At 34.7% G+C, this 19,331-nt stretch carries 19 protein-coding genes; 16 read left to right on the top strand and 3 right to left on the bottom strand.

Annotated features, from left to right (window positions below; genetic code table 11):
• The first annotated feature begins 32 nt into the window (after positions 1-32).
• The 15 genes from FLAPXU55_RS14935 to FLAPXU55_RS14865 all read left to right on the top strand — a co-directional run bounded on the left by FLAPXU55_RS14935 (position 33) and on the right by FLAPXU55_RS14865 (position 15,403).
• A complete protein-coding gene (locus FLAPXU55_RS14935; protein ID WP_180858736.1) occupies positions 33-1,115 on the top strand; it encodes a glycosyltransferase in 1,083 nt (360 codons plus the stop codon).
• Positions 1,112-2,365, top strand: a complete 1,254-nt coding sequence (locus FLAPXU55_RS14930) for a glycosyltransferase family 4 protein (protein ID WP_180858734.1) — start codon at positions 1,112-1,114, stop codon at positions 2,363-2,365. Before FLAPXU55_RS14935 ends, FLAPXU55_RS14930 begins: the two co-directional genes overlap by 4 nt.
• A 4-nt stretch (positions 2,366-2,369) precedes the next feature.
• Entirely contained in the window at positions 2,370-3,662 is a 1,293-nt protein-coding gene (locus FLAPXU55_RS14925; protein WP_180858732.1) for a hypothetical protein, read from the top strand.
• Entirely contained in the window at positions 3,659-4,828 is a 1,170-nt protein-coding gene (locus FLAPXU55_RS14920; protein WP_180858730.1) for a glycosyltransferase family 4 protein, read from the top strand. Before FLAPXU55_RS14925 ends, FLAPXU55_RS14920 begins: the two co-directional genes overlap by 4 nt.
• Positions 4,825-5,904, top strand: a complete 1,080-nt coding sequence (locus tag FLAPXU55_RS14915) for a glycosyltransferase (RefSeq protein ID WP_180858729.1) — start codon at positions 4,825-4,827, stop codon at positions 5,902-5,904. Before FLAPXU55_RS14920 ends, FLAPXU55_RS14915 begins: the two co-directional genes overlap by 4 nt.
• A gap of 134 nt (positions 5,905-6,038) precedes the next feature.
• Entirely contained in the window at positions 6,039-6,452 is a 414-nt protein-coding gene (locus FLAPXU55_RS14910) for a putative colanic acid biosynthesis acetyltransferase (RefSeq protein WP_235992060.1), read from the top strand.
• Positions 6,445-7,263: a glycosyltransferase family 2 protein gene (locus FLAPXU55_RS14905; RefSeq protein ID WP_180858727.1), complete on the top strand. Its 819-nt coding sequence runs from the start codon at positions 6,445-6,447 to the stop codon at positions 7,261-7,263. Before FLAPXU55_RS14910 ends, FLAPXU55_RS14905 begins: the two co-directional genes overlap by 8 nt.
• A gap of 7 nt (positions 7,264-7,270) precedes the next feature.
• Positions 7,271-8,245 (top strand): UDP-glucuronic acid decarboxylase family protein, encoded by a 975-nt coding sequence (locus FLAPXU55_RS14900; RefSeq protein ID WP_180858725.1) that lies wholly within the window; start codon positions 7,271-7,273, stop codon positions 8,243-8,245.
• A 156-nt stretch (positions 8,246-8,401) separates the two neighbouring features.
• A complete protein-coding gene (locus FLAPXU55_RS14895) occupies positions 8,402-9,148 on the top strand; it encodes a glycosyltransferase family 2 protein (RefSeq protein ID WP_180858723.1) in 747 nt (248 codons plus the stop codon).
• Between the two features lie 112 nt (positions 9,149-9,260).
• Positions 9,261-10,034, top strand: a complete 774-nt coding sequence (locus FLAPXU55_RS14890; RefSeq protein ID WP_180858721.1) for a polysaccharide biosynthesis/export family protein — start codon at positions 9,261-9,263, stop codon at positions 10,032-10,034.
• 63 nt (positions 10,035-10,097) lie between these two features.
• Entirely contained in the window at positions 10,098-12,437 is a 2,340-nt protein-coding gene (locus FLAPXU55_RS14885) for a polysaccharide biosynthesis tyrosine autokinase (protein ID WP_180858719.1), read from the top strand.
• A 73-nt stretch (positions 12,438-12,510) separates the two neighbouring features.
• Entirely contained in the window at positions 12,511-12,942 is a 432-nt protein-coding gene (locus FLAPXU55_RS14880; protein WP_180858717.1) for a VanZ family protein, read from the top strand.
• A complete protein-coding gene (locus FLAPXU55_RS14875; protein WP_180858715.1) occupies positions 12,912-14,312 on the top strand; it encodes an exopolysaccharide biosynthesis polyprenyl glycosylphosphotransferase in 1,401 nt (466 codons plus the stop codon). Before FLAPXU55_RS14880 ends, FLAPXU55_RS14875 begins: the two co-directional genes overlap by 31 nt.
• An 18-nt stretch (positions 14,313-14,330) precedes the next feature.
• Positions 14,331-14,534, top strand: coding sequence for a hypothetical protein (locus FLAPXU55_RS14870; RefSeq protein ID WP_053470206.1), 204 nt, complete (start codon positions 14,331-14,333; stop codon positions 14,532-14,534).
• Between the two features lie 470 nt (positions 14,535-15,004).
• Positions 15,005-15,403 carry a hypothetical protein gene (locus FLAPXU55_RS14865; RefSeq protein ID WP_123959181.1) on the top strand — a complete coding sequence of 133 codons (399 nt, stop codon included), beginning with the start codon at positions 15,005-15,007 and terminating at the stop codon, positions 15,401-15,403.
• Positions 15,404-15,485: 82 nt separating this feature from the next.
• On the opposite strand, the gene FLAPXU55_RS14860 is transcribed toward FLAPXU55_RS14865, so the two are convergent.
• The gene (locus tag FLAPXU55_RS14860) at positions 15,486-16,919 is read right to left on the bottom strand and encodes a Dyp-type peroxidase (RefSeq protein WP_180858707.1); all 1,434 of its coding nucleotides are present in this window, start codon (positions 16,917-16,919) and stop codon (positions 15,486-15,488) included.
• A gap of 79 nt (positions 16,920-16,998) precedes the next feature.
• A complete protein-coding gene (locus FLAPXU55_RS14855; protein ID WP_123924567.1) occupies positions 16,999-17,451 on the bottom strand; it encodes a hypothetical protein in 453 nt (150 codons plus the stop codon).
• A gap of 274 nt (positions 17,452-17,725) precedes the next feature.
• Between FLAPXU55_RS14855 and FLAPXU55_RS14850 the strand changes: the two genes are divergently transcribed.
• Positions 17,726-18,547 (top strand): phospholipase A, encoded by an 822-nt coding sequence (locus FLAPXU55_RS14850; RefSeq protein WP_180858705.1) that lies wholly within the window; start codon positions 17,726-17,728, stop codon positions 18,545-18,547.
• Positions 18,548-18,556: 9 nt separating this feature from the next.
• Here FLAPXU55_RS14850 and FLAPXU55_RS14845 read toward each other — a convergent pair whose 3' ends face one another.
• Positions 18,557-19,324: a ThuA domain-containing protein gene (locus tag FLAPXU55_RS14845; RefSeq protein ID WP_180858703.1), complete on the bottom strand. Its 768-nt coding sequence runs from the start codon at positions 19,322-19,324 to the stop codon at positions 18,557-18,559.
• Between the last annotated feature and the right edge of the window lie 7 nt (positions 19,325-19,331).

Here is a 19,331-nt window from a genome sequence, read left to right as displayed (position 1 = left end):
CTCCCTATAAAAATCAATAATTAAATCACGAAATGGAAATACTCTTCATATGCGGCTCTGCAGAAATTGGTAACGATGGAGTAGGCGATTATACCCGCCGCTTATGTGGTAAACTTATAAAATCCGGCCACGATGCACAGATTTTATCTTTATGCGATCACGAAGCCGTTTCGTTTATCAGCGAAACTCAGGTTGTAGAAGAAACCTCAGTAATTGTACATCGAATTCCGGTTGCAGCACCAAACGATCAGCGTTTAATTTGGCTGCAAAAAATCCTGAAAGATTTTGAACCCGACTGGATTTCGCTTCAATACGTTCCGTACAGCTTCAACCCAAAAGGATTGCCATTTTGGCTTCCTTCCTACTTAAAAAAAATTAGAGGAAATCATAAATGGCATATCATGTTTCATGAATTATGGCTCGGAATTGATACCGAATCTTCTATCAAACACAAATGCATTGGGAAATTGCAGCAAGTAATCGCCAAAAAAATAGTCCACAATACAAAAACACACTCCATAAATACCCAAAATAAATTATACCAGTTCTTTCTTCAGTCTCAAAATATCAAAGCAGAAGTTTTGCCTATTTGCGGTAATATTCCGTTAACAGCGGTGAAAAAAGAACCAATAGAATTTGCCCAGTTTGTTTTGTTTGGAACCATTCACAACGGAGCGCCTTTTGAAGATTTTATTAAAGATTTAAGCAATAATTCAGATCAATTTGAGAAACCTATAAAATTTGTTTTCATCGGTAAAAATGGACCGGAATTAATTAAGTACACCGCAATATTGGACAATTATAATATTGCTTATGAAATTCTTGGCGTACAAGCTGAAAAAGTAATATCACAGGTTTTGAGAGACAGTGATTTTGGAATATCAACAACTCCGTATTTCCAAACAGAAAAAAGCGGTGTTTTTGCAGCGTACAAAGAACATCAAATCAATACGATTTGTGTTTCAAGAAATTGGACACCAACAAAAGGACAATACGTGATTCCGCAGATTATTAAATACGAAAAAAACAATCTGAATATAACACCGCAAAACGTTGAGGTTTCAGACATAAATGGAATTGCTGCGCAGTTTATCAATTCAATTTCGGCAGTATGAAATTATTGGTTTCACATCCAACTTTAAACGCAAATTCAAAAAATCTGGTAACCGGTTTATTGAAAGAACAGCAGCTTTTTAAACTATTTACATCAATTGCTATATTTCCCGGACAGTTATTGTTTAAACTTGGAAATAATCCGAAACTAAAAGATTTACAAAGAAGAAGTTTAGACGAAACCTGGCAGCCATATACACGATCAAGATCCTTTTTTGAATTTGGACGTTTACTGACTTCAAAATTCAAATTAGATTTTTTAATCACACACGAAAAAGGGTTTTTCTGTATTGACAAAGTCTATCAAAAGCATGATAAGTGGGTTGCTGATAATTTATCCGAATTAAAAAAAGAAGGCCTTTTAGGAGTTTATGCATATGAAGACGGAGCTTTATCAACATTTAAAGCAGCAAAACAATTAGGACTTTACTGCATTTACGATTTACCAATTGGGTATTGGAAAAGCGCCCGTTTATTAATGCAGAAAGAATTTGATATTAATCCGGCTTGGTCAGATACGCTTATAGGTTTCAATGATTCACTAGGAAAACTGAGCAAAAAAGATGAAGAATTAGCTCTGGCAGATGTAATTTTTGTTGCCAGCAGTTTTACCAAAAAAACATTAGAAAACTATAGAGGAAACCTGCCCGAAATAAAAGTAATTCCATACGGTTTTCCGGCAGTTACCAGAAAAAAATACTACGAACCTCTTTTAGATCGAAAGCTTAAAATTTTATTCATAGGCGGTTTATCGCAGCGAAAAGGAATTTCCTATTTATTTGATGCCGTCGAAAAAATGGAAGATAAAGTAGAACTGACCATTGTGGGACATAAAGCAGTATCAAATTGCGAAGCATTAAATCAGGCTTTAGAAAAACACAATTGGATTCCATCATTATCACACGATGAGGTTTTAGAGTGTATGTACGAACATGACGTATTTGTTTTTCCCTCTCTTTTTGAAGGTTTTGGTTTGGTTATTACCGAAGCCATGTCGCAGGGAATTCCGGTTATTACAACCAATCGCACCGCTGGCCCTGATTTAATAGAACACGGAAAAGACGGATGGATTGTTCCCGCCGGATCTTCAAAAGCCATAAAAGAAGTCATTATTCAAATACTCGAAAAACCGGAAATATTGGAACAATTCGGGTTTGCCGCTCAAAATAAAGCGCAAACCAGACCGTGGTCAGTTTATGGAAAAGAAATGGCCGATGCACTTTCTTCATTAAAAGATTTTGTAAACAATTAGAAAAATGGACACCCCAAAAGAACAAGATTTAGAACAATCTTATAAAACCTTAAAAATTGCCATTTGGCTGTATTTTTTACTGTGGGTTTTTGAAGGCGCACTCCGCAAATGGATTATGCCAAGTCTGGCTACGCCGCTTTTAATTGTGCGTGACCCAATTGCCATTTTCATCATCATAAGAGCTTTTTATCTTGATGTAAAATTTATAAACGGCTATGTAGTTTTAAGCGCCATTTTTACCTTATTGGGTTTAGCGATTACACTTACTTTCGGACACGGAAATCTTTTTGTAGGTCTTTATGGAGCAAGAATTATGCTGATTCATTTTCCGCTGATTTTTATAATTGGAGCCGTATTTAAAAAAGAAGATGTCCTTAAAATGGGACGTGTCATGCTGGCTACCAATATTTTAATGACCATCATTATTTATCTTCAGTTTACAAGTCCGCAGACTGCTTATATCAATACAGGTTTGGGAGGAGAAGGAAGCGCAGGTTTTGATGGCGCAATGGGCTATTTCAGGCCATCGGGAACATTTTCGTTTACAACAGGATTATCGGCTTACTATATTTTGGTTTCGGTATTTGTATTTTATTTCTGGCTTTCAAAAGAAACCTGTTCTAAACTTTTACTTATTTCCAGTACAGTTGCCTTAATAATTGCTTTGCCTTTAACGGTGAGCAGAACAGCAGTTTTAGGCGTTTTATTAGTTGGTTTTTTTGCTTTTGCAGGATCAACAACCAGTGTAAAATCATTAATACGATTAATATCGACCGTTTTAGTAATTGTGGTTTTATTTATGGTTTTACAAAAAACAACCTCCATTTTTAATTTAGGAACTCAGGTTTTTATGAGCCGTGTTGATACGGCAAAAGGACAAGAAGGAGGGTCTATTGTAATGCGAACCATAAACGGATTTACAGAACCCATCACAACATTATTAAAAGCCCCTTTATTTGAAGGGAATTTAGGAATGGGAACCAATGCGGGCGCACAGCTGTTAACAGGCCAGAGAAAATTTTTAGTTTCAGAAGGTGAATTAAACCGCGTGGGCGGCGAACAGGGACTTATTTTAGGCGGCGGACTTGTCATTTTGAGATTAGTTTTAGCCTTTGGACTTTTTTTCAGTTCTATAAAATTACCGGGAAACTATAAACTATTGCCCTTAACATTTTGTGGAACGGCTTTGTTTTTAATCACGCAAGGTCAATGGGCTCAGCCGAGTATGCTGGGCTGCGCTGTGATAGCCACAGGTTTATTACTGGCCGGTATGAACATCAATTTGAAAACAGAATGATGAAAATTGTCCTTTTTACGCACCCTTCCTTTACAGCTCATCAAAGCATGCCTCGCTATGCCAATATGCTGCTGAACGGAATGAAAGAAAGAGGACATGAAGTAGCAGTCTGGAGTCCGAAAGCAAGATTTTACAAATTGCCCATACTGAAATCCTTTAAAAAATGGCTGGGTTATCTGGATCAGTATTTTGTATTTCCATTAGAAGTAAAACTAAAATTACGCAATTCATCAAAAGATACTCTATTTGTATTTGCAGATCAGGCGCTTGGACCATGGGTTCCGTTGGTAAAAAACAGAAAACACGTTGTACACTGCCATGATTTTTTAGCCTTAAAATCGGCATTGGGAATGGTGCCTGAAAATCCGACATCATTTACAGGAAAACTGTATCAAATTTATATTAGAAGAGGTTTCTCAAAAGGAAAAAATTTCATTTCCATTTCAAAAAAAACACGACAAGATTTACACCAGCTTCATTTAGGGGAAATCGCTAATTCAAAAGTATGTTATAATGGATTAAGCCGTCCTTTTTTTTCTCTGCCAAGAGAATCTTCAAGAGATTTATTAGAAACAAAATTCAATATACTTTTATCTCAGGGTTATATCATGCACATTGGCGGGAATCAATATTATAAAAACCGACAAGGTGTTTTGGAGATTTACGAAACCTGGAGAAACTTATACCATACAAACATACCGTTGGTTTTGATTGGCGAAGAACCATCAGAAGAATTAAATATTCTGCATAAAAAATCACCTTTCAAAAATGATATACATTTCATCACCAATTTATCAGATGAACATGTTAATAATGCCTATTCCGGAGCAATTTGTTTATTGTTTCCGTCATTAGATGAAGGTTTTGGCTGGCCTATTATTGAAGCAATGGCTTCTGGATGCCCAGTAATCACGACCAATAAAGCTCCAATGAATGAAGTAGGCGGAATGGCTGCTTTTTACATTGAGAAAAAACCAGCAGATCCTGCACAGTGGCAGCAATGGAAAGAGGAAGGCGCAAAAACAATCGAAAAAGTATTGAAATTAAGCCGGCCTCAGCAAACGGAAACAATTGAAAGATCATTTACCCAGTCGCAAAAATTTACTACTGAATATTTCCTTGATGCTGTCGAAGTTATTTACAAAGAAATAAATCAAATTGTATGAAAGTAATCCATTTTATTGCGGGGATTGATAAAGGCGGCGGAGGAACTACAGAATATATGCGATTATTAAGCACGGCTTTATCAAAACATATGGAAATAGTGGTGGCAACAAAAAAAACGGCTCATCCTATAGATATTCCGGGTATTCGAATCAAATTTTTTGAAGGCGGTATTTTGAGATGGTTTGATATGCTTGAAGACTTTAGAATCTTTTTAATGGCCGAAAAACCAGATATAGTTCATATCAACGGAATCTGGAGTCCGCAAAATTGGGGTTTTCAAAAAGTAGCTCAGGAAATAGGCATAAAAGTAATTCTGTCCCCACACGGCATGTTAGAACCGTGGATAATGGCTAACAATCCGTGGAAGAAAAGATTAGGATTGTTTTTATATCAAAAAAAAGCCATTCAGGATGTTGCTTTTTTGCATACAACTGCCGAAATGGAAGCGCTGAATATTCAATATTTAGGATTTAAACCGCCTATTTCCATCATTCCAAATGGTATTGATTTAAACGATATTAAAGGAATTAAAGAATGTTACGGAACAAAAAAAATGGTTTTTATATCCAGAATTCATCCCAAAAAAGGAATTGAATTACTGCTCGAAGCCTGGCGTCATTGTAACACTAAAGATTGGTCCCTTGAAATTGCCGGAAATGGCGATAAAAATTATATAGCACATTTAAGTAACAGTGCCAGAGATCTCAAAAATGTCAATTTTGTTGGAGCAAAATATGGTAATGAAAAATGGGATTTTTTACGATCTGCAGATGTTATGGTACTGCCAACACACAGTGAAAATTTCGGAATTGTAATTGCAGAAGCACTGGCTCTTGGAGTTCCGGTAATCACAACACAAGGCACACCGTGGGAAGATCTTGAAATACACGAATGCGGCTGGTGGATAAATTTATCGGTTCAAAATCTCGAAAAAATCATTACGCAAGTATTGAATACAGCGGCTTACGAACTAGAAAGTATGGGCAGAAAAGGACGAAGACTTGTGGCAGAAAAATATGAAATTAAAGCTGTTGCCAATCAAATGAACGACTTGTATAAAAAAATACTTAATTAATTACAGTTGTGGATTTATCTACTTATAGTCATTCTTTCAGCTTAAAAAACAAAATTTCAAGATTGATCTGGAATTTTGCCCGGCTAATAATATTTCGCCCATTTGCTTCCCGTTTATTTAAAACATGGAGAGTTTTGGTACTAAAATGTTTCGGTGCAAAAATAGATTGGTCGTCACATGTGTATGCTTCCGTAAAAGTATGGGCGCCGTGGAATTTAGAATTAGGTAAAAATTCCAGTTTAGGCCCTAAAGTCGATTGTTATAATCAGGGAAAAATAAGCATTGGTGATAATACCATAATATCTCAAAAAGCCTATTTATGCGCCTCTACCCATGATTATACTAAAAAAGATTTTCCTCTACTATTAAAACCAATCACAATAGGAAACGGCGTATGGATTGCTGCCGATGCTTTTATTGCGCCGGGAGTTTCTGTAGAAAATTATGCTGTTGTTGCCGCCCGTTCTGTAGTTATTAAAGATGTTGAGGAAAATTCCATAGTAGGAGGAAATCCATCCAAATTAATAAAATTTAGAAGCTTTGAATAAAATTCCAATTTCCGTAATCGTTTCTGTAAAAAACGAAGCGCAGAATTTACCCTCATGTCTGGATAAATTAAAGCGATTTTCCCAACTAATTGTGGTCGATTCAGGCAGTACTGATGATACCATAATTATAGCAAAAGCTATGAGAGCCGAAGTATTGCAATTTCAATGGAATGGTAAATTCCCTAAAAAACGTAATTGGGCACTGCAGAACGCAAATCTTCTCAACGAATGGATTTTGTTTCTCGACGCCGATGAATTTGTTACCGATGAATTTGTCAACGAAATAGAACATAAAATCCAAGATCCAACATATAACGGTTTCACGATTCGTTTTGAAAACTATTTTATGGGAAGAAAACTCAAGTACGGATATGGGTTTCAAAAATCGGCACTATTTAAGAAATCAAAAGGGGCTTACGAAAAAATCGAAGAAGATTTATGGAGCCATTTAGATATGGAAGTGCATGAACATCCTATTATCGAAGGAAAAGTAGGCGTTATCAAAGCAAAAGTCGTTCATAAAGATTTTAAAAATCTGGAACATTATATAGACAAACACAATGCTTATTCTAGTTGGGAAGCCCAGAGATATTTACAAATCAGGAAATCTAAAAACACGCTTTTATCCTTAAACCAAAAAATTAAATACGGACTTCTAAATACAGGATTACTTCCGGTCGTTTATTTTTTTGGCGCTTATTTTTTAAAGCTGGGTTTTTTAGATGGAAAAGAAGGATTTTATCTGGCACGTTTTAAGTCACATTACTTTTTTCAAATTCAAACAAAAATTGATTTAATCAAAAATAAATAGAATTATCATGAAAAGAATTTTGATAACGGGAGGAGCCGGATTTGTAGGTTCACATTTATGCAAAAGATTATTGAATGAAGGAAACGAAGTAATTTGTCTCGACAATTACTTTACCGGAACAAAATCGAATATTATTGATTTAATCGATAATCCGTATTTTGAAATGGTGCGTCACGACATAACAGAACCTTATTATGCTGAGGTCGATGAGATTTACAATTTGGCTTGTCCGGCATCTCCGGTACATTACCAGTACAACCCCATAAAAACCATAAAAACATCGGTTATGGGCGCAATCAATGTATTGGGATTAGCGAAACGCGTTAAGGCAAAAGTCTTGCAGGCGAGTACAAGCGAAGTTTACGGAGATCCTTTGGTACATCCGCAAACCGAAAATTATTGGGGACATGTAAACCCAATAGGAATTCGCTCTTGTTATGATGAAGGAAAACGCTGCGCCGAGACTTTGTTTATGGATTATCACAATCAAAATAAAGTGGCCATTAAAATCATCAGAATTTTTAATACTTACGGCCCAAACATGAACCCGGCAGACGGAAGGGTGGTTTCGAATTTTATTGTTCAGGCATTGCAGGGAAAAGATATTACCATTTTTGGAGACGGTTTGCAAACGCGTTCGTTTCAATATGTCGATGATTTAGTCGAAGGCATGATTAGAATGATGGCTTCAGATCGTGATTTTTTAGGTCCCGTAAATTTGGGAAACCCAAATGAGTTTACGATGCTTGAACTGGCGCAGGCCATTATTGACCTGACAGGTTCAACATCAAAAATTATTCATTTGGGTTTACCGCAGGATGATCCCAAACAAAGACAGCCGGATATTTCTTTGGCACATAATAAATTAAATGGCTGGAAACCTCAAATAGAATTACGCGAAGGTTTGACTGCCACAATCGAATATTTTGACCAATTATTGCTAAATCAGGCAAAGCCTTCTTTTTCACAATTTCCTTATTAAGGAAATAATATAAATGATTTTCAACTTAAAACTTTGACTTTTAGGGGTTTTAACGACAATTGAGGCGGTTCATCGAGAACTTTTTTTAGTAGAAATCTTTTGTTTTAGTTTTATATGGAAATTATGTAACATTTTTATCTTAAAGTATAATTACTGATGAAAATTACCATAATTACAGTATGTTACAATCGTAAAGCTACGATTGAAAAAGCGATTCAAAGTGTGCTTTCACAAAATTATCCTGATATCGAATACATCATTATCGATGGTAATTCTAAAGATGGAACACAGGAGATTATAGAATCTTATAAAGATCGAATTTCCAAATATATTTCAGAACCTGATAAAGGTATGTACGATGCCATTAACAAAGGTTTTCAACTGGCAACAGGAGATGTAATTGGTTTAATGCATTCTGATGATGAGTTTTATGATCGAAAAGCGATTTCAAGAATTGCGGCCCGTTTTGAAAATGATAATACTATCGACGGAGTTTACGGCGACGGAATTTATGTCTCCAATGATAAAGAGGAACGTTTGATCCGCGATAGAATAGGAGGCGTTTTCAGTCTCAAAAGAGTGAAAAAAGGATGGCTGCCCCTTCATCCAACAGTTTATTTAAAAAAAGCTGTAATTGATAAACATGGTTTATATAACCTTGATTTTAAAATAGCATCAGATACCGAGTTTTTGCTCCGCTATTTGTACAAGCACAAAATTAATATGAGTTACATCGATGCCTATATCGTAAAAATGAGAATGGGCGGCATGAGTACCAGTTTAAAACGTGCTTTTGAAGTTTTATACGAAGATTATAAGATTTATAAGTTTCACGGTCTGGCAGCAATATCTGTTGTCTTTCTTAAAAAAAGTATCGCTCTTAGGCAGTATATAGTTCATTAATAAAGGATAAATATTGATCATCAGTATTTTTTTCATCATAGTGAACATAGGTCTTAAGCAGATTTATTTCAATAGAATTTAGAGTAATTAAAAAACACTAAAATACACTACGATGAACATGAAGAAAATTTTACTTCCGATATTTTTATTGCTTTTATTAATGCTTCAGTCTTGTACTACAAAAAAAGAAATGCTGTATTTACAAGATTTAGACAGCTATGCAAACTCGACTTTAGTTTATACATCGACCAAAATACAGCCCAACGATATTTTAAAAATAGATGTAGGAGATCTTAATCCTGTGGTAGCGGCGCCTTTTAATATGAATGTGGGAACTACCAACGGACAAACTTCTGTAGAAATGATGAAATTATCAGGATATTTAGTAACTCCGCAGGGAAATATCATGATGCCTATTTTAAATGAAGTAAAAGTAGGCGGCTTAACGCCAACTAATGCAGAACAAAAAATAAAAGAACGCTTAATAGGCGAAGGTTATTTAGTAAATCCTACCGTGCAGGTTCGGGTACTCAACAATAAATTTACCATTTTGGGAGAAGTAAATTCACCCGGCGTAATCCCTTTTAGCGAAGAATCTATCAGCCTTCTCGACGCCATAGGACTGGCAAAAGATTTAACTTATTCTGCCGTTCGAACAGATATCAAATTGATTAGGGAAGTTGACGGAAAACGTTTGGTTTTTCATATTGATCTAACCACAGCTTCCTGGATGAACAATCCAAATTTCAGAATCAGGCAGAACGATGTTATTGTGGTAGAGCCCAATAAACTAAAAGCAAACAGCGGCGGTTTAATCAAAGATCCTATACAGGTTTTGGGGATAACAGCTTCTCTTTTAGCCGTCGTTTTACTTATTGCACAGTGATAAAGTAAAGTACAGCGTGAAATTATGTGTTATGAATACTGTTGTATAATTAATTGAATAATTATGGATTTTAAAAAAGAATTTTTAAAGTATCTCAAGTTTTGGCCTTGGTTCCTGCTTAGTTTAATTTTATGCGTAGGTGCAGCATTCATTTTTATTAAAATAGTGCCGCCAACGTACCAGACTTCGGCTATGATTTTTTTGGATAAAAAACAAGAAGACAAAACGAAAATAATAACCATTAGTACAGATCAAAAAAATAACGAAGATAATTTAGACGACGAAATCAGATTGATTACATCTAACGAGTTTTTGCTGGGTGTAGTAAAGAATTTGAAACTAAATGTGAGTTATTTTGAAAAAGTATATACCACACAAAATAATGCTGTAAACGAAGTTCCCTTTGTTTTAAAACTAACGGTTTCCAGAGATTCTTTACCGCAGGTTTCGTATGAAATTAAAGTAGACAAAGGCGGATTTATTATAACCGATCCTGTTGCCGAAAAAAAATTCCGTGTAAATGGATATGATGGAAAAGAAGCGGTAAACGGTCTGCCATTTAAAATTAGATTAGCCTCAAAAGCAAAGAAAAATGCATCGTATTATTTTGATAAAGAATATAAAGTAAATCTTGAACCAACAGATGCTGCTTTAAAAGAATTGAAATCATCGCTTATTGTTTTATCCGATGAAAAATCAAAAGGAACAATCGAACTAAACCATATTAGTTCTGATCCTGTACGTTCCAGAAAAATATTAAATGAAATTATCGTTCTGCTGGACAAAAGCATTGTAATCAACAAACAAAAAACGTTTACCAATACGGTTACGTATTTAAATCAAAGGATAAAAAGTTTTACCAGAGAAAAAGATTCTATCGAAAGCGTAAAAGAAAGATATCTGCAAAACAATGAAATAGCCGTAATGGACAATTATATTGCCGAAAAAACAGCCGACAGAAGCCAGAAAACAGAAAGTTCTTTACTCAACGAAAAACAAATTTCACTTGCCAATTATGCCATAAACGATATCAGAAAAAGAGATGCCGGCCAAACTTTAGGCACTAATTATAATTTAGAATCATCGATCGTCAATCAAATGCTTTTAAATTATAATACAAAGCTCATGGATAGTGAATTAATCTTGCAGAGAGCACAAAAAAACAATCCGGCGTATATTACTTTAATGACGCAGTTAAGGGTTTCAAAACAAGAAATATTGAATTCTTTAGAAGGCTATTTAAACTTTCTAAATCAAAACAATATCGTCAATAAAACTCAGGAAACTATTGCCGCTTCAAAAATAAAAAACATTCCTACACAAGATAAAATATTGGGGAACATCAATAGCAATCTTAGTATGAAAGAAGAAACTTATGTAGCATTATTACAAAAAAAGGAAGAAGCAGTTTTGAACGGCGCAATTCTAGAATCCAACTTAAAAACCTTAAATGCGCCAGAAACGAATTATTCAGCCATATTTCCTCAGCCTAAATCCTTTATGCTGGGCGCATTTCTGTTTGGTTTACTGCTTCCTTTTGGGATAATATACGTTCGTTTATATCTCGATACCAAAGTACATAACGAAGAAGATATTCAGAAAGTAATTGCCAATATTCCTATTTTGGGACACATTCCTAAAATAAATACGACTGAAAAGTTAGAAAATACAGCGACTTCTCATTCGTTAATTGCAGAGGCAACACGCACTTTAGTTTCAAATATTCGCTATTTGCTGCACAAAAAAAAGGAAGATAAAGGAAATATAATCCTTTTTACATCTTGTATTCAGGGAGAAGGAAAATCCTTTTGTGCCTTTCATAATGCGGTAACCATTAGTAACCTTAATAAAAAAGTATTACTAATTGGTGTTGATTTAAGAAATCCTCAATTGCATGAATATTTCAATATCAACAAAAACGTATCAGGTCTTACCAATTACCTGGCGAATAAAAATGATGACTGGAAAGAGTTTTTGCAAAAAGACACTAATTATTCTAAAAACCTTGACATTTTGCTTGCTGGCGAAGTTCCTCCAAATCCTTCTCAACTAATCACCAACTCTAATTTTGAAGCCTTAATTGAAGAAGCAAAAGATCTATATGACTTTATAATATTAGATACGGCTCCGGTACAAATAGTGTCTGACACGCTCAATTTTAGTCATTTGGCAGATGTTACCGTATTTGTTGTAAAATACGATTATACAGATAAGAGCAATTTAGTTCAGGTAAGTAATTTTATTAAAAAAGAGCAATTAAGGAATGTTGGTATTTTGATCAATGCCGTAAATATGAAAACAGCATACGGATATGGTTATGGCCGAAACTACGGTTATCAGTATCAGGAATTGAAAATAAAGAGACCTTGGTATAAAAGAGGTCTTAGAATAAAAGAAGCCTAAGTTATGTTTTTTCCCGCCGCAAATTCACCCCAAATAATAAAAGCACATTTACTAAAAAAATAAATAGTGAACAATGTTTCAAAAAATAGTTCTGTTGATATTGCTTGTCGTTATTGGTGTTGTTTTCTATTTTTCCTGGCTCCCCGATCCCAGTTTAAGAACCGAAAGTTATTTACCAAGATGGCTTTTAAATTGGAGTAATCATTATTACAATCTGCGTACTGCTGTTCCTTTTTTAGCCGTTGGTTTTCTGTTAGAAGCATATGTACAGCAAAAGAGCCCGAATGAAACAAATCAAAGCAAAAATTTAAACTTTATACAAAACATAGGCATCGCTGCCATAATTGTTTGTATAGCCGAAGGAGGACAGTTTATAGTTCAAAAAAGAAACCCCGATATCATGGATGTTGTTTATGGAATTATAGGAAGTATAGCAGGAGGATTGTTTTACAATTTATTCAAAAAATTTAAAAAATGCGAAACAGACATAAATTTACCTTCATAATCTGCTGTGCAATTGCAGACATGATCGCTATGATACTTGGTACTATAGTGTTCCTGAATTTTGCAAGCGAAGAGAAGATAGGCTGGAATGCTTTGCTTTTGGATAAAATGATTCCTATTACAATTTTAAGCTGGTTATTCTCTGTAACCTATTTTCAATTGTATCGAATAGATGTTCTTTTTAGTCTGGAGTACTTTTTTCGCAACAGCTGGCGTGCTTTTTTTACACAGAGAATCTTGTGGCACAGTTATATTTTTATTTTTCAGGATAACGTTCTTTACTTTTTTGGGAGTCGGGCTAATTTGTTTCAGTTGAGCTTTTTACTGTTCTATTTCTTGCTGTCCAGAATTTTATTTACGCTGATAATAGGAGAAATTAAAGGATGGGTTTTTAAACAATATACAGTCGCCATATGGGGATTTAATAAAACGAGTATTGAGTTAGCCTCTCATCTGGAAACCAATTCGTTTTTTATTCAGTTTTTGGGTATTCTTAATGAAAATTCGACTGCAGACTATAAAAGCAATGAAGAATTTAGCGAAGCACTTTCTGAAGCCATTCATAATGCATCCAGAGATCATATTAATGAATTATATATTGTATCGAAGCCAGATTTTATTTCAGATTTAAATTATTTTTTTGAACTTGGTGACAAATACTGCATGCGTTTAAAATTTGTCCCTGACTTTTCATCCATCTCAAAAAAACATTTTAACTCCAGTCATTTAAATAATTTCCATGTTATTAAACCTCGTTTTGAGCCGTTACAAAATGCTTATAACAGATTGATTAAAAGAATATTTGATATTATTTTCAGCCTTATGGTGATTGTTTTTATCATGTCCTGGCTTTATCCTTTACTGGCTATTTTGATTAAAAGACAGAGCAAAGGCCCGGTTTTATTTAAACAAATGCGAACAGGCAAAAAAAATGAACCTTTTTGGTGTTATAAGTTTCGAAGCATGTACATGAATTCCGGAGATGAAAGTCAGCAGGCCAGAAAAGGAGATTCGAGAGTTACGCCAATTGGAAAATTCCTGCGAAGGACAAGTTTAGATGAAATGCCCCAGTTTTTTAATGTTTTGATGGGAAATATGAGTATTGTTGGGCCGCGCCCGCATATGATTAAACACACAACAGATTACAATTGTCATATCAATAATTTCATGGTTCGCCATTTTGTTAAACCAGGAATTACAGGACTGGCTCAGGTTTCCGGACTTAGAGGGGAAACCAAAAGGGTAGTCGACATGAAACGCCGCGTTACTACAGACATACAATACCTGCAGCGCTGGAGTTTAATTACAGATATTAAGATTTGCTTGTTAACCGTTATTGTAACTCTGAAAGGAGATAAAAATGCTTTTTAAATTTAAAAACTAGAAATTATGGACATTACTAATTACTTTATTGGTGTACTCACAGGAGTTTCTGTGACCACCTTTTTTATTGGAAAAGAATGGTATAGATATTATACTAAATACACGATTCAGCAAAAACAACTCGACCGGGTTTTGAAATTGAATGATAAAATAAAAAAGCTAAAAAGCTTAAGTACCGCAGATACACCAAACCTTAATGCAGGTATTTAAGATTTTTTCTAATTTACAATTTAACTCAAACACTTACTTACAGCTTAAAAAGAAAACAACAAGCCTTTTATTTTTTATGAAGTAAACATCTTCGTTGATTTTTTGATTCTTTACTAATATTTTCACCAAGAACCACCTACAAATAAACTGCACTCAAAAGTTTACACGATTTATAACCAAATAAGATAAAAATGAGCTCGATATATATTGGGCTCATTTCCTTTTACATTTATCTTAATTCCTCATTGTTGTACTACCTTTAGACACTCTTTAATTTCTTGTTTTAAATATCCTTTTATCTTTTAAATTTCATGATATAAAAAGGCTCTGATTTTATATTTCAAAGAAATTTTCTATCACTGTATTATTAAAATATAATTTATTTATAAGAAAAGTTAAATGCTAATTCTTAAGAGATGATCAGAAAAAAAAGAGTTTTAGTTAGGGACAATAAAGGGATTTTTTTAAAAATGTTTAAAAGAAAATTTAAAAATGACTTTGAATTTTCTGAAGACTCTTTTTTATTGAAAAACGAGAATAAATCAAACCAATACGATTATTCTGTATTTGTAATCTATGAGTATTCGGAACTCGTAGAATTTTTCAAATTAGAAAGTATAAAAGCAAATTTTATGGTTTGCCTGTTTAGTAAACACCTTTACAACAGCATGTCATTAATAGGCGAAATCAAAGGTTTATTTTTAATAGATGCCTCAAAAACCAAAATAGAAGTTTTGCAGGATTTAAAATTCAATTTTAAGAAATCCTCCAGCCACATTCCAAAATTACCGGATAAGAAATTTGTAATATCCAACATGATCGAAAAACAACTCGAAATACTGCAGAGAGCACTGTATTTTATGATGTAAATAAACTCAATAAAAGCTAAAAACCATCCGCCGGCGCAGATGGTTTTTTTATTTTTTCTAACAACAATTTTTAACTAATTATTTACGCTTCGCCATTTGCTATTGCAGTAAGTGCCGAAATAGAAGGCAGAAGCAAATAAGCCGTTCCACGGGTTACTACAAATTGAGGCAGAGGCCCATCGATAACAATGTTGTTTCCATCTTCCATAGGAATCGTAAAATTAGGATCGATATTGCCCGGTAGCGGCACAATACGATTCGCAACCAAAGGATCTTGCGGCGTATTTTCGGCAGGATCAAAAACATTGCTGAAATTATTCAGGTTAATCCATCCGTAAAGCGTTTCAAACTGACTGCTTAAATCGCCACAAAGAAATAAACCAATCAATCCGCGGTCTGCTTTAGGATCAATTGATAAAGGCGGACCATACGGCATTCCTCGTCTTATAATACGCGGAACCGTATCTGAACCAGCTACTTCAACACCTTCATCACGTGGATTTGATACTCTTGTATGTGCAGAAAACGGACATTTAAGCCCTTGCATATCATCTTTTAAATAACCAAAATCAGTAGCTTTAGAAGTATCATGTTCCGGTTTGTCTGGCGAAAGTACTAATGGAGAACCATTTCTCCATCTTCCGCACATTTTCGCAGCAAGCCATTCTTCTGCATAATCCTTCGTGTTTTTAATTTGCGGTGCAATCGATTCAGCCTGTGTATCAAGAAAGTTATTAAAAGCTTCAACATCCTGATACAAAATTCGAAACGCATTATAACAGCCGTTTTTAGCAAAAGCAGCTTCTGGCCCTGAAAGTGGCCCCGGAATTGGATTGGGAAGCGTACTGTAACCTATTAAAAAGTTGTTGAGGTCTTGCTGATCTTTTCCCGCAGGATTATCATTCAAATTAGGTTCATCAATTGAATCCCTGTAGCGAAAATGAATATAATCGGATGGCACTAATAGATATTGTTCTAATCTTCCGCTTTCAGACTCTAATGGTTTCAACTCCGTAACCATTCCGTTGCTTTTCAGGGCGGCATCAGTTATAATGCCTACAATTTTTTCCTGTGCCGTTGGGTTCATTGCATACGCATGCACCACACAATGCACATCTTCATTACTGAATTTTTGATTCCACCATTGATCAGGTGCACCTGTGCCATAATCTCCTAAAGATTGCTGTGCATTATTGACATCCCACGGGCCTTTTTTAAACGTAGAAGGAAAGCTGGAATTTTGAACATTAAGACTTGGTTTTACAATTTCAATTCCGTTAGCCGTAAGACCAATATTCAACATGATTTCAGGTTTTAAAGCGCCCCAGTCTTCTGCACTTTGCAGGTATGGAAGCAAATCCTTAAAAAAATCCTGAATATATTTTAAATTAGAAATGTTGTTATCGAATTTAAAAAGCATATGTACAGAACACGGATGCGTATAACCGTTTATGATAAGGCCTTGTATATCGCTTAATTCTGGTGCTGCAGCCTGAGGTGTTTGTGTATAATTCATAAGATTAAGTTTTGGGTTAAAGAAAAAAACAGCCGGATCAAATGATACAGCTGTAATTATGAATACTTTTTCTTATTTATTATTTAGAAAACTTAGCTACAATTTGCTTTACAGATTGTGGATAAGCATAATAAAGATCCTGAGACTGGCTAAGATTACGTTCATTAATAAAATTAGAGAAAATCGTATATGTAATATCGTCCGGGTTAGTTGGGAAATCTGCCGGTTTGTTTGCCCATAAGGTAATAACTAAAATAAATGCGGCTCTAATAGTAGTCGAATTATTAAAAAATGCTTCTAAGTAAGAATTCATATTTCCGTCAAATTCTGTAATAATTAAAATTCCCGCAATACCTTTTCCGTCAGTATTAGGTACAAGGGCAATTCGTGCATAATGCACAATCGCCATTTTATCCAGAGAAGCTTTTGTTATAGGATTATTAAAATTTTCATAAGCTGTCTGAGCTGTTGCCTGTGCTTCATCAGTTTGATAAATAGGAACATACATGGTTAATGGATTCACGGTTTGCATAATAGATTCTGTTTTTTGGATTTTGCTTACTCTTTGTTCCCGTTTTCAGCATCGCGGGTAATTGAGGTGATTGAAGCCGAAATTACTCGAGATAGAAAAGGCATTAGGAAAAAATGACACCAAACGGGAATTATCAGTCATAAAAGAGATTTTATGCGGGATATTTCTATGATTAAGTTTATTGGGTTAACTCTTGTTTTTATTGCGTTAATACCATTAACCGAGACAGAGTACATTTAATTATTAAAAATACGCCTCAACTTAAATTATAAGAATGTACTTTAAATACCTATTGACTTGTATCGTTTTGTTTTCAATTAATGCAAATTCACAAATTGTAGAAGAAAAAAAGAATTTCCGCGCCGCAGATTCACTGTTAAAAGAATCCAGTTTTTCTGTTCACAGAGATAATTATTTTTTAACCGGAGTGCCCGTAAATGAAGCCATTACCCGCAATTCTGCCGACGTAAAATACCAGATCAGTTTTAAACTGCGATTAACTTCAAAACCGTGGGTGGGTGGTTTTTTTCCTTATTTAATGTATACTCAAAAAGCGTTTTGGGACATTTACGCCAATTCAAAACCATTTTCTGAAATCAATTTTAATCCCGGTTTTGCCGTTGTACGTCCGTTTTATTTAAAAGGAGGAAGGCTTACTTACGGAACAATTTCCTTAGAACACGAATCAAACGGAAGAGATTCTATTTATTCCAGAACATGGAATATGCTTGCTTTTTCCTTAAAATCGCAGGTTTCTCCACGATGGACTGTGGGAATCAGAGGATGGATTCCGCTTGTTGATAAAGATGATAATCCTGAACTGACGAAATATGTGGGTTACGGCGAAGCCAGCGCAACGTATCAAATACAACCCGGACGCTGGAGTGCCGATATTCTTTTTAGAAAAGGAAGCGGTCTTATCAATTACGGCTCTTTGCAGACACAGGTAAACTGGAAACCTTTTAAACATGAAAATTATTATCTCACGTTGCAATGGTTTGTGGGTTATACCGAAAGTTTAATCGATTATCAGGAACACAAAAGTATGGTGCGTTTAGGATTTACGATTAAACCTGAAAATATGGGAATTTTTTAAGCAGAAAAATCATTTTTTACTAGCTGCCCAAAAAATGGAATTTCTTAAAAGTGTAGTGTAAGCTTCATTATCAAACAATTCAGGAGAATGTCCCATGAAAATATAAACGTTTCTGGATTTAAAATGATCGTTTGTCCACACAACCGGATGATCGCCCATTTTTATATTTGAATTAGGTTCGTAAGTAGTTTCATCTACCGAAGCTAATACGTGAACATTCGCTCGCGGACTTTTATTGTAAGTATACCATTCTTCTTTTTTGATCAAGAATTCAGGTGAAATTCCTTTGGTTATCGGATGCAATTTATCTTCAATATTCACTTTCGCATTTGCAAAAGTGGCAATGTAATTTTCAAAACGTATTCCTCCCATAAAATCAGAAAACCATTTCCACATTGGGTAACCGTCAAATTCGCCCAATAAAGTAGCGTGATGTAAACCAACCCATCCGCCTTTTCCGTCGTTCATATATTTCTCAAATGCTTTCATAGATTCCTCGCTCCAGGTATATGGAGGATAATCCAACTGAATAAAAACCTTATATTGTTTTAAAAAAGCATCATTAATTTTGGCAGTATTTTCAATATAATCAATAGTAAAACTGCTGTCAATTGCCAGTTTGTTCAGCCACGGTTTTGCGGCTTGGGAAAAGGCTAAATGATGTCCGCCGTTTTCATACAAAACCAAAGCTTTAAACTTTGCTTTTTTTGATTTCTGAGCGGTACAATCTACCTGAAAAACGAAGATTGTCAGGAATAGGATTAGAAAATTTTTCATCTAATAA

The organism is Flavobacterium panici, from assembly GCF_903819335.1.
GTDB classification, from domain to species: domain Bacteria; phylum Bacteroidota; class Bacteroidia; order Flavobacteriales; family Flavobacteriaceae; genus Flavobacterium; species Flavobacterium panici.
Note: the sequence above shows the minus strand (reverse complement) of the source record. Positions and strands in the feature narration are given on the sequence as shown.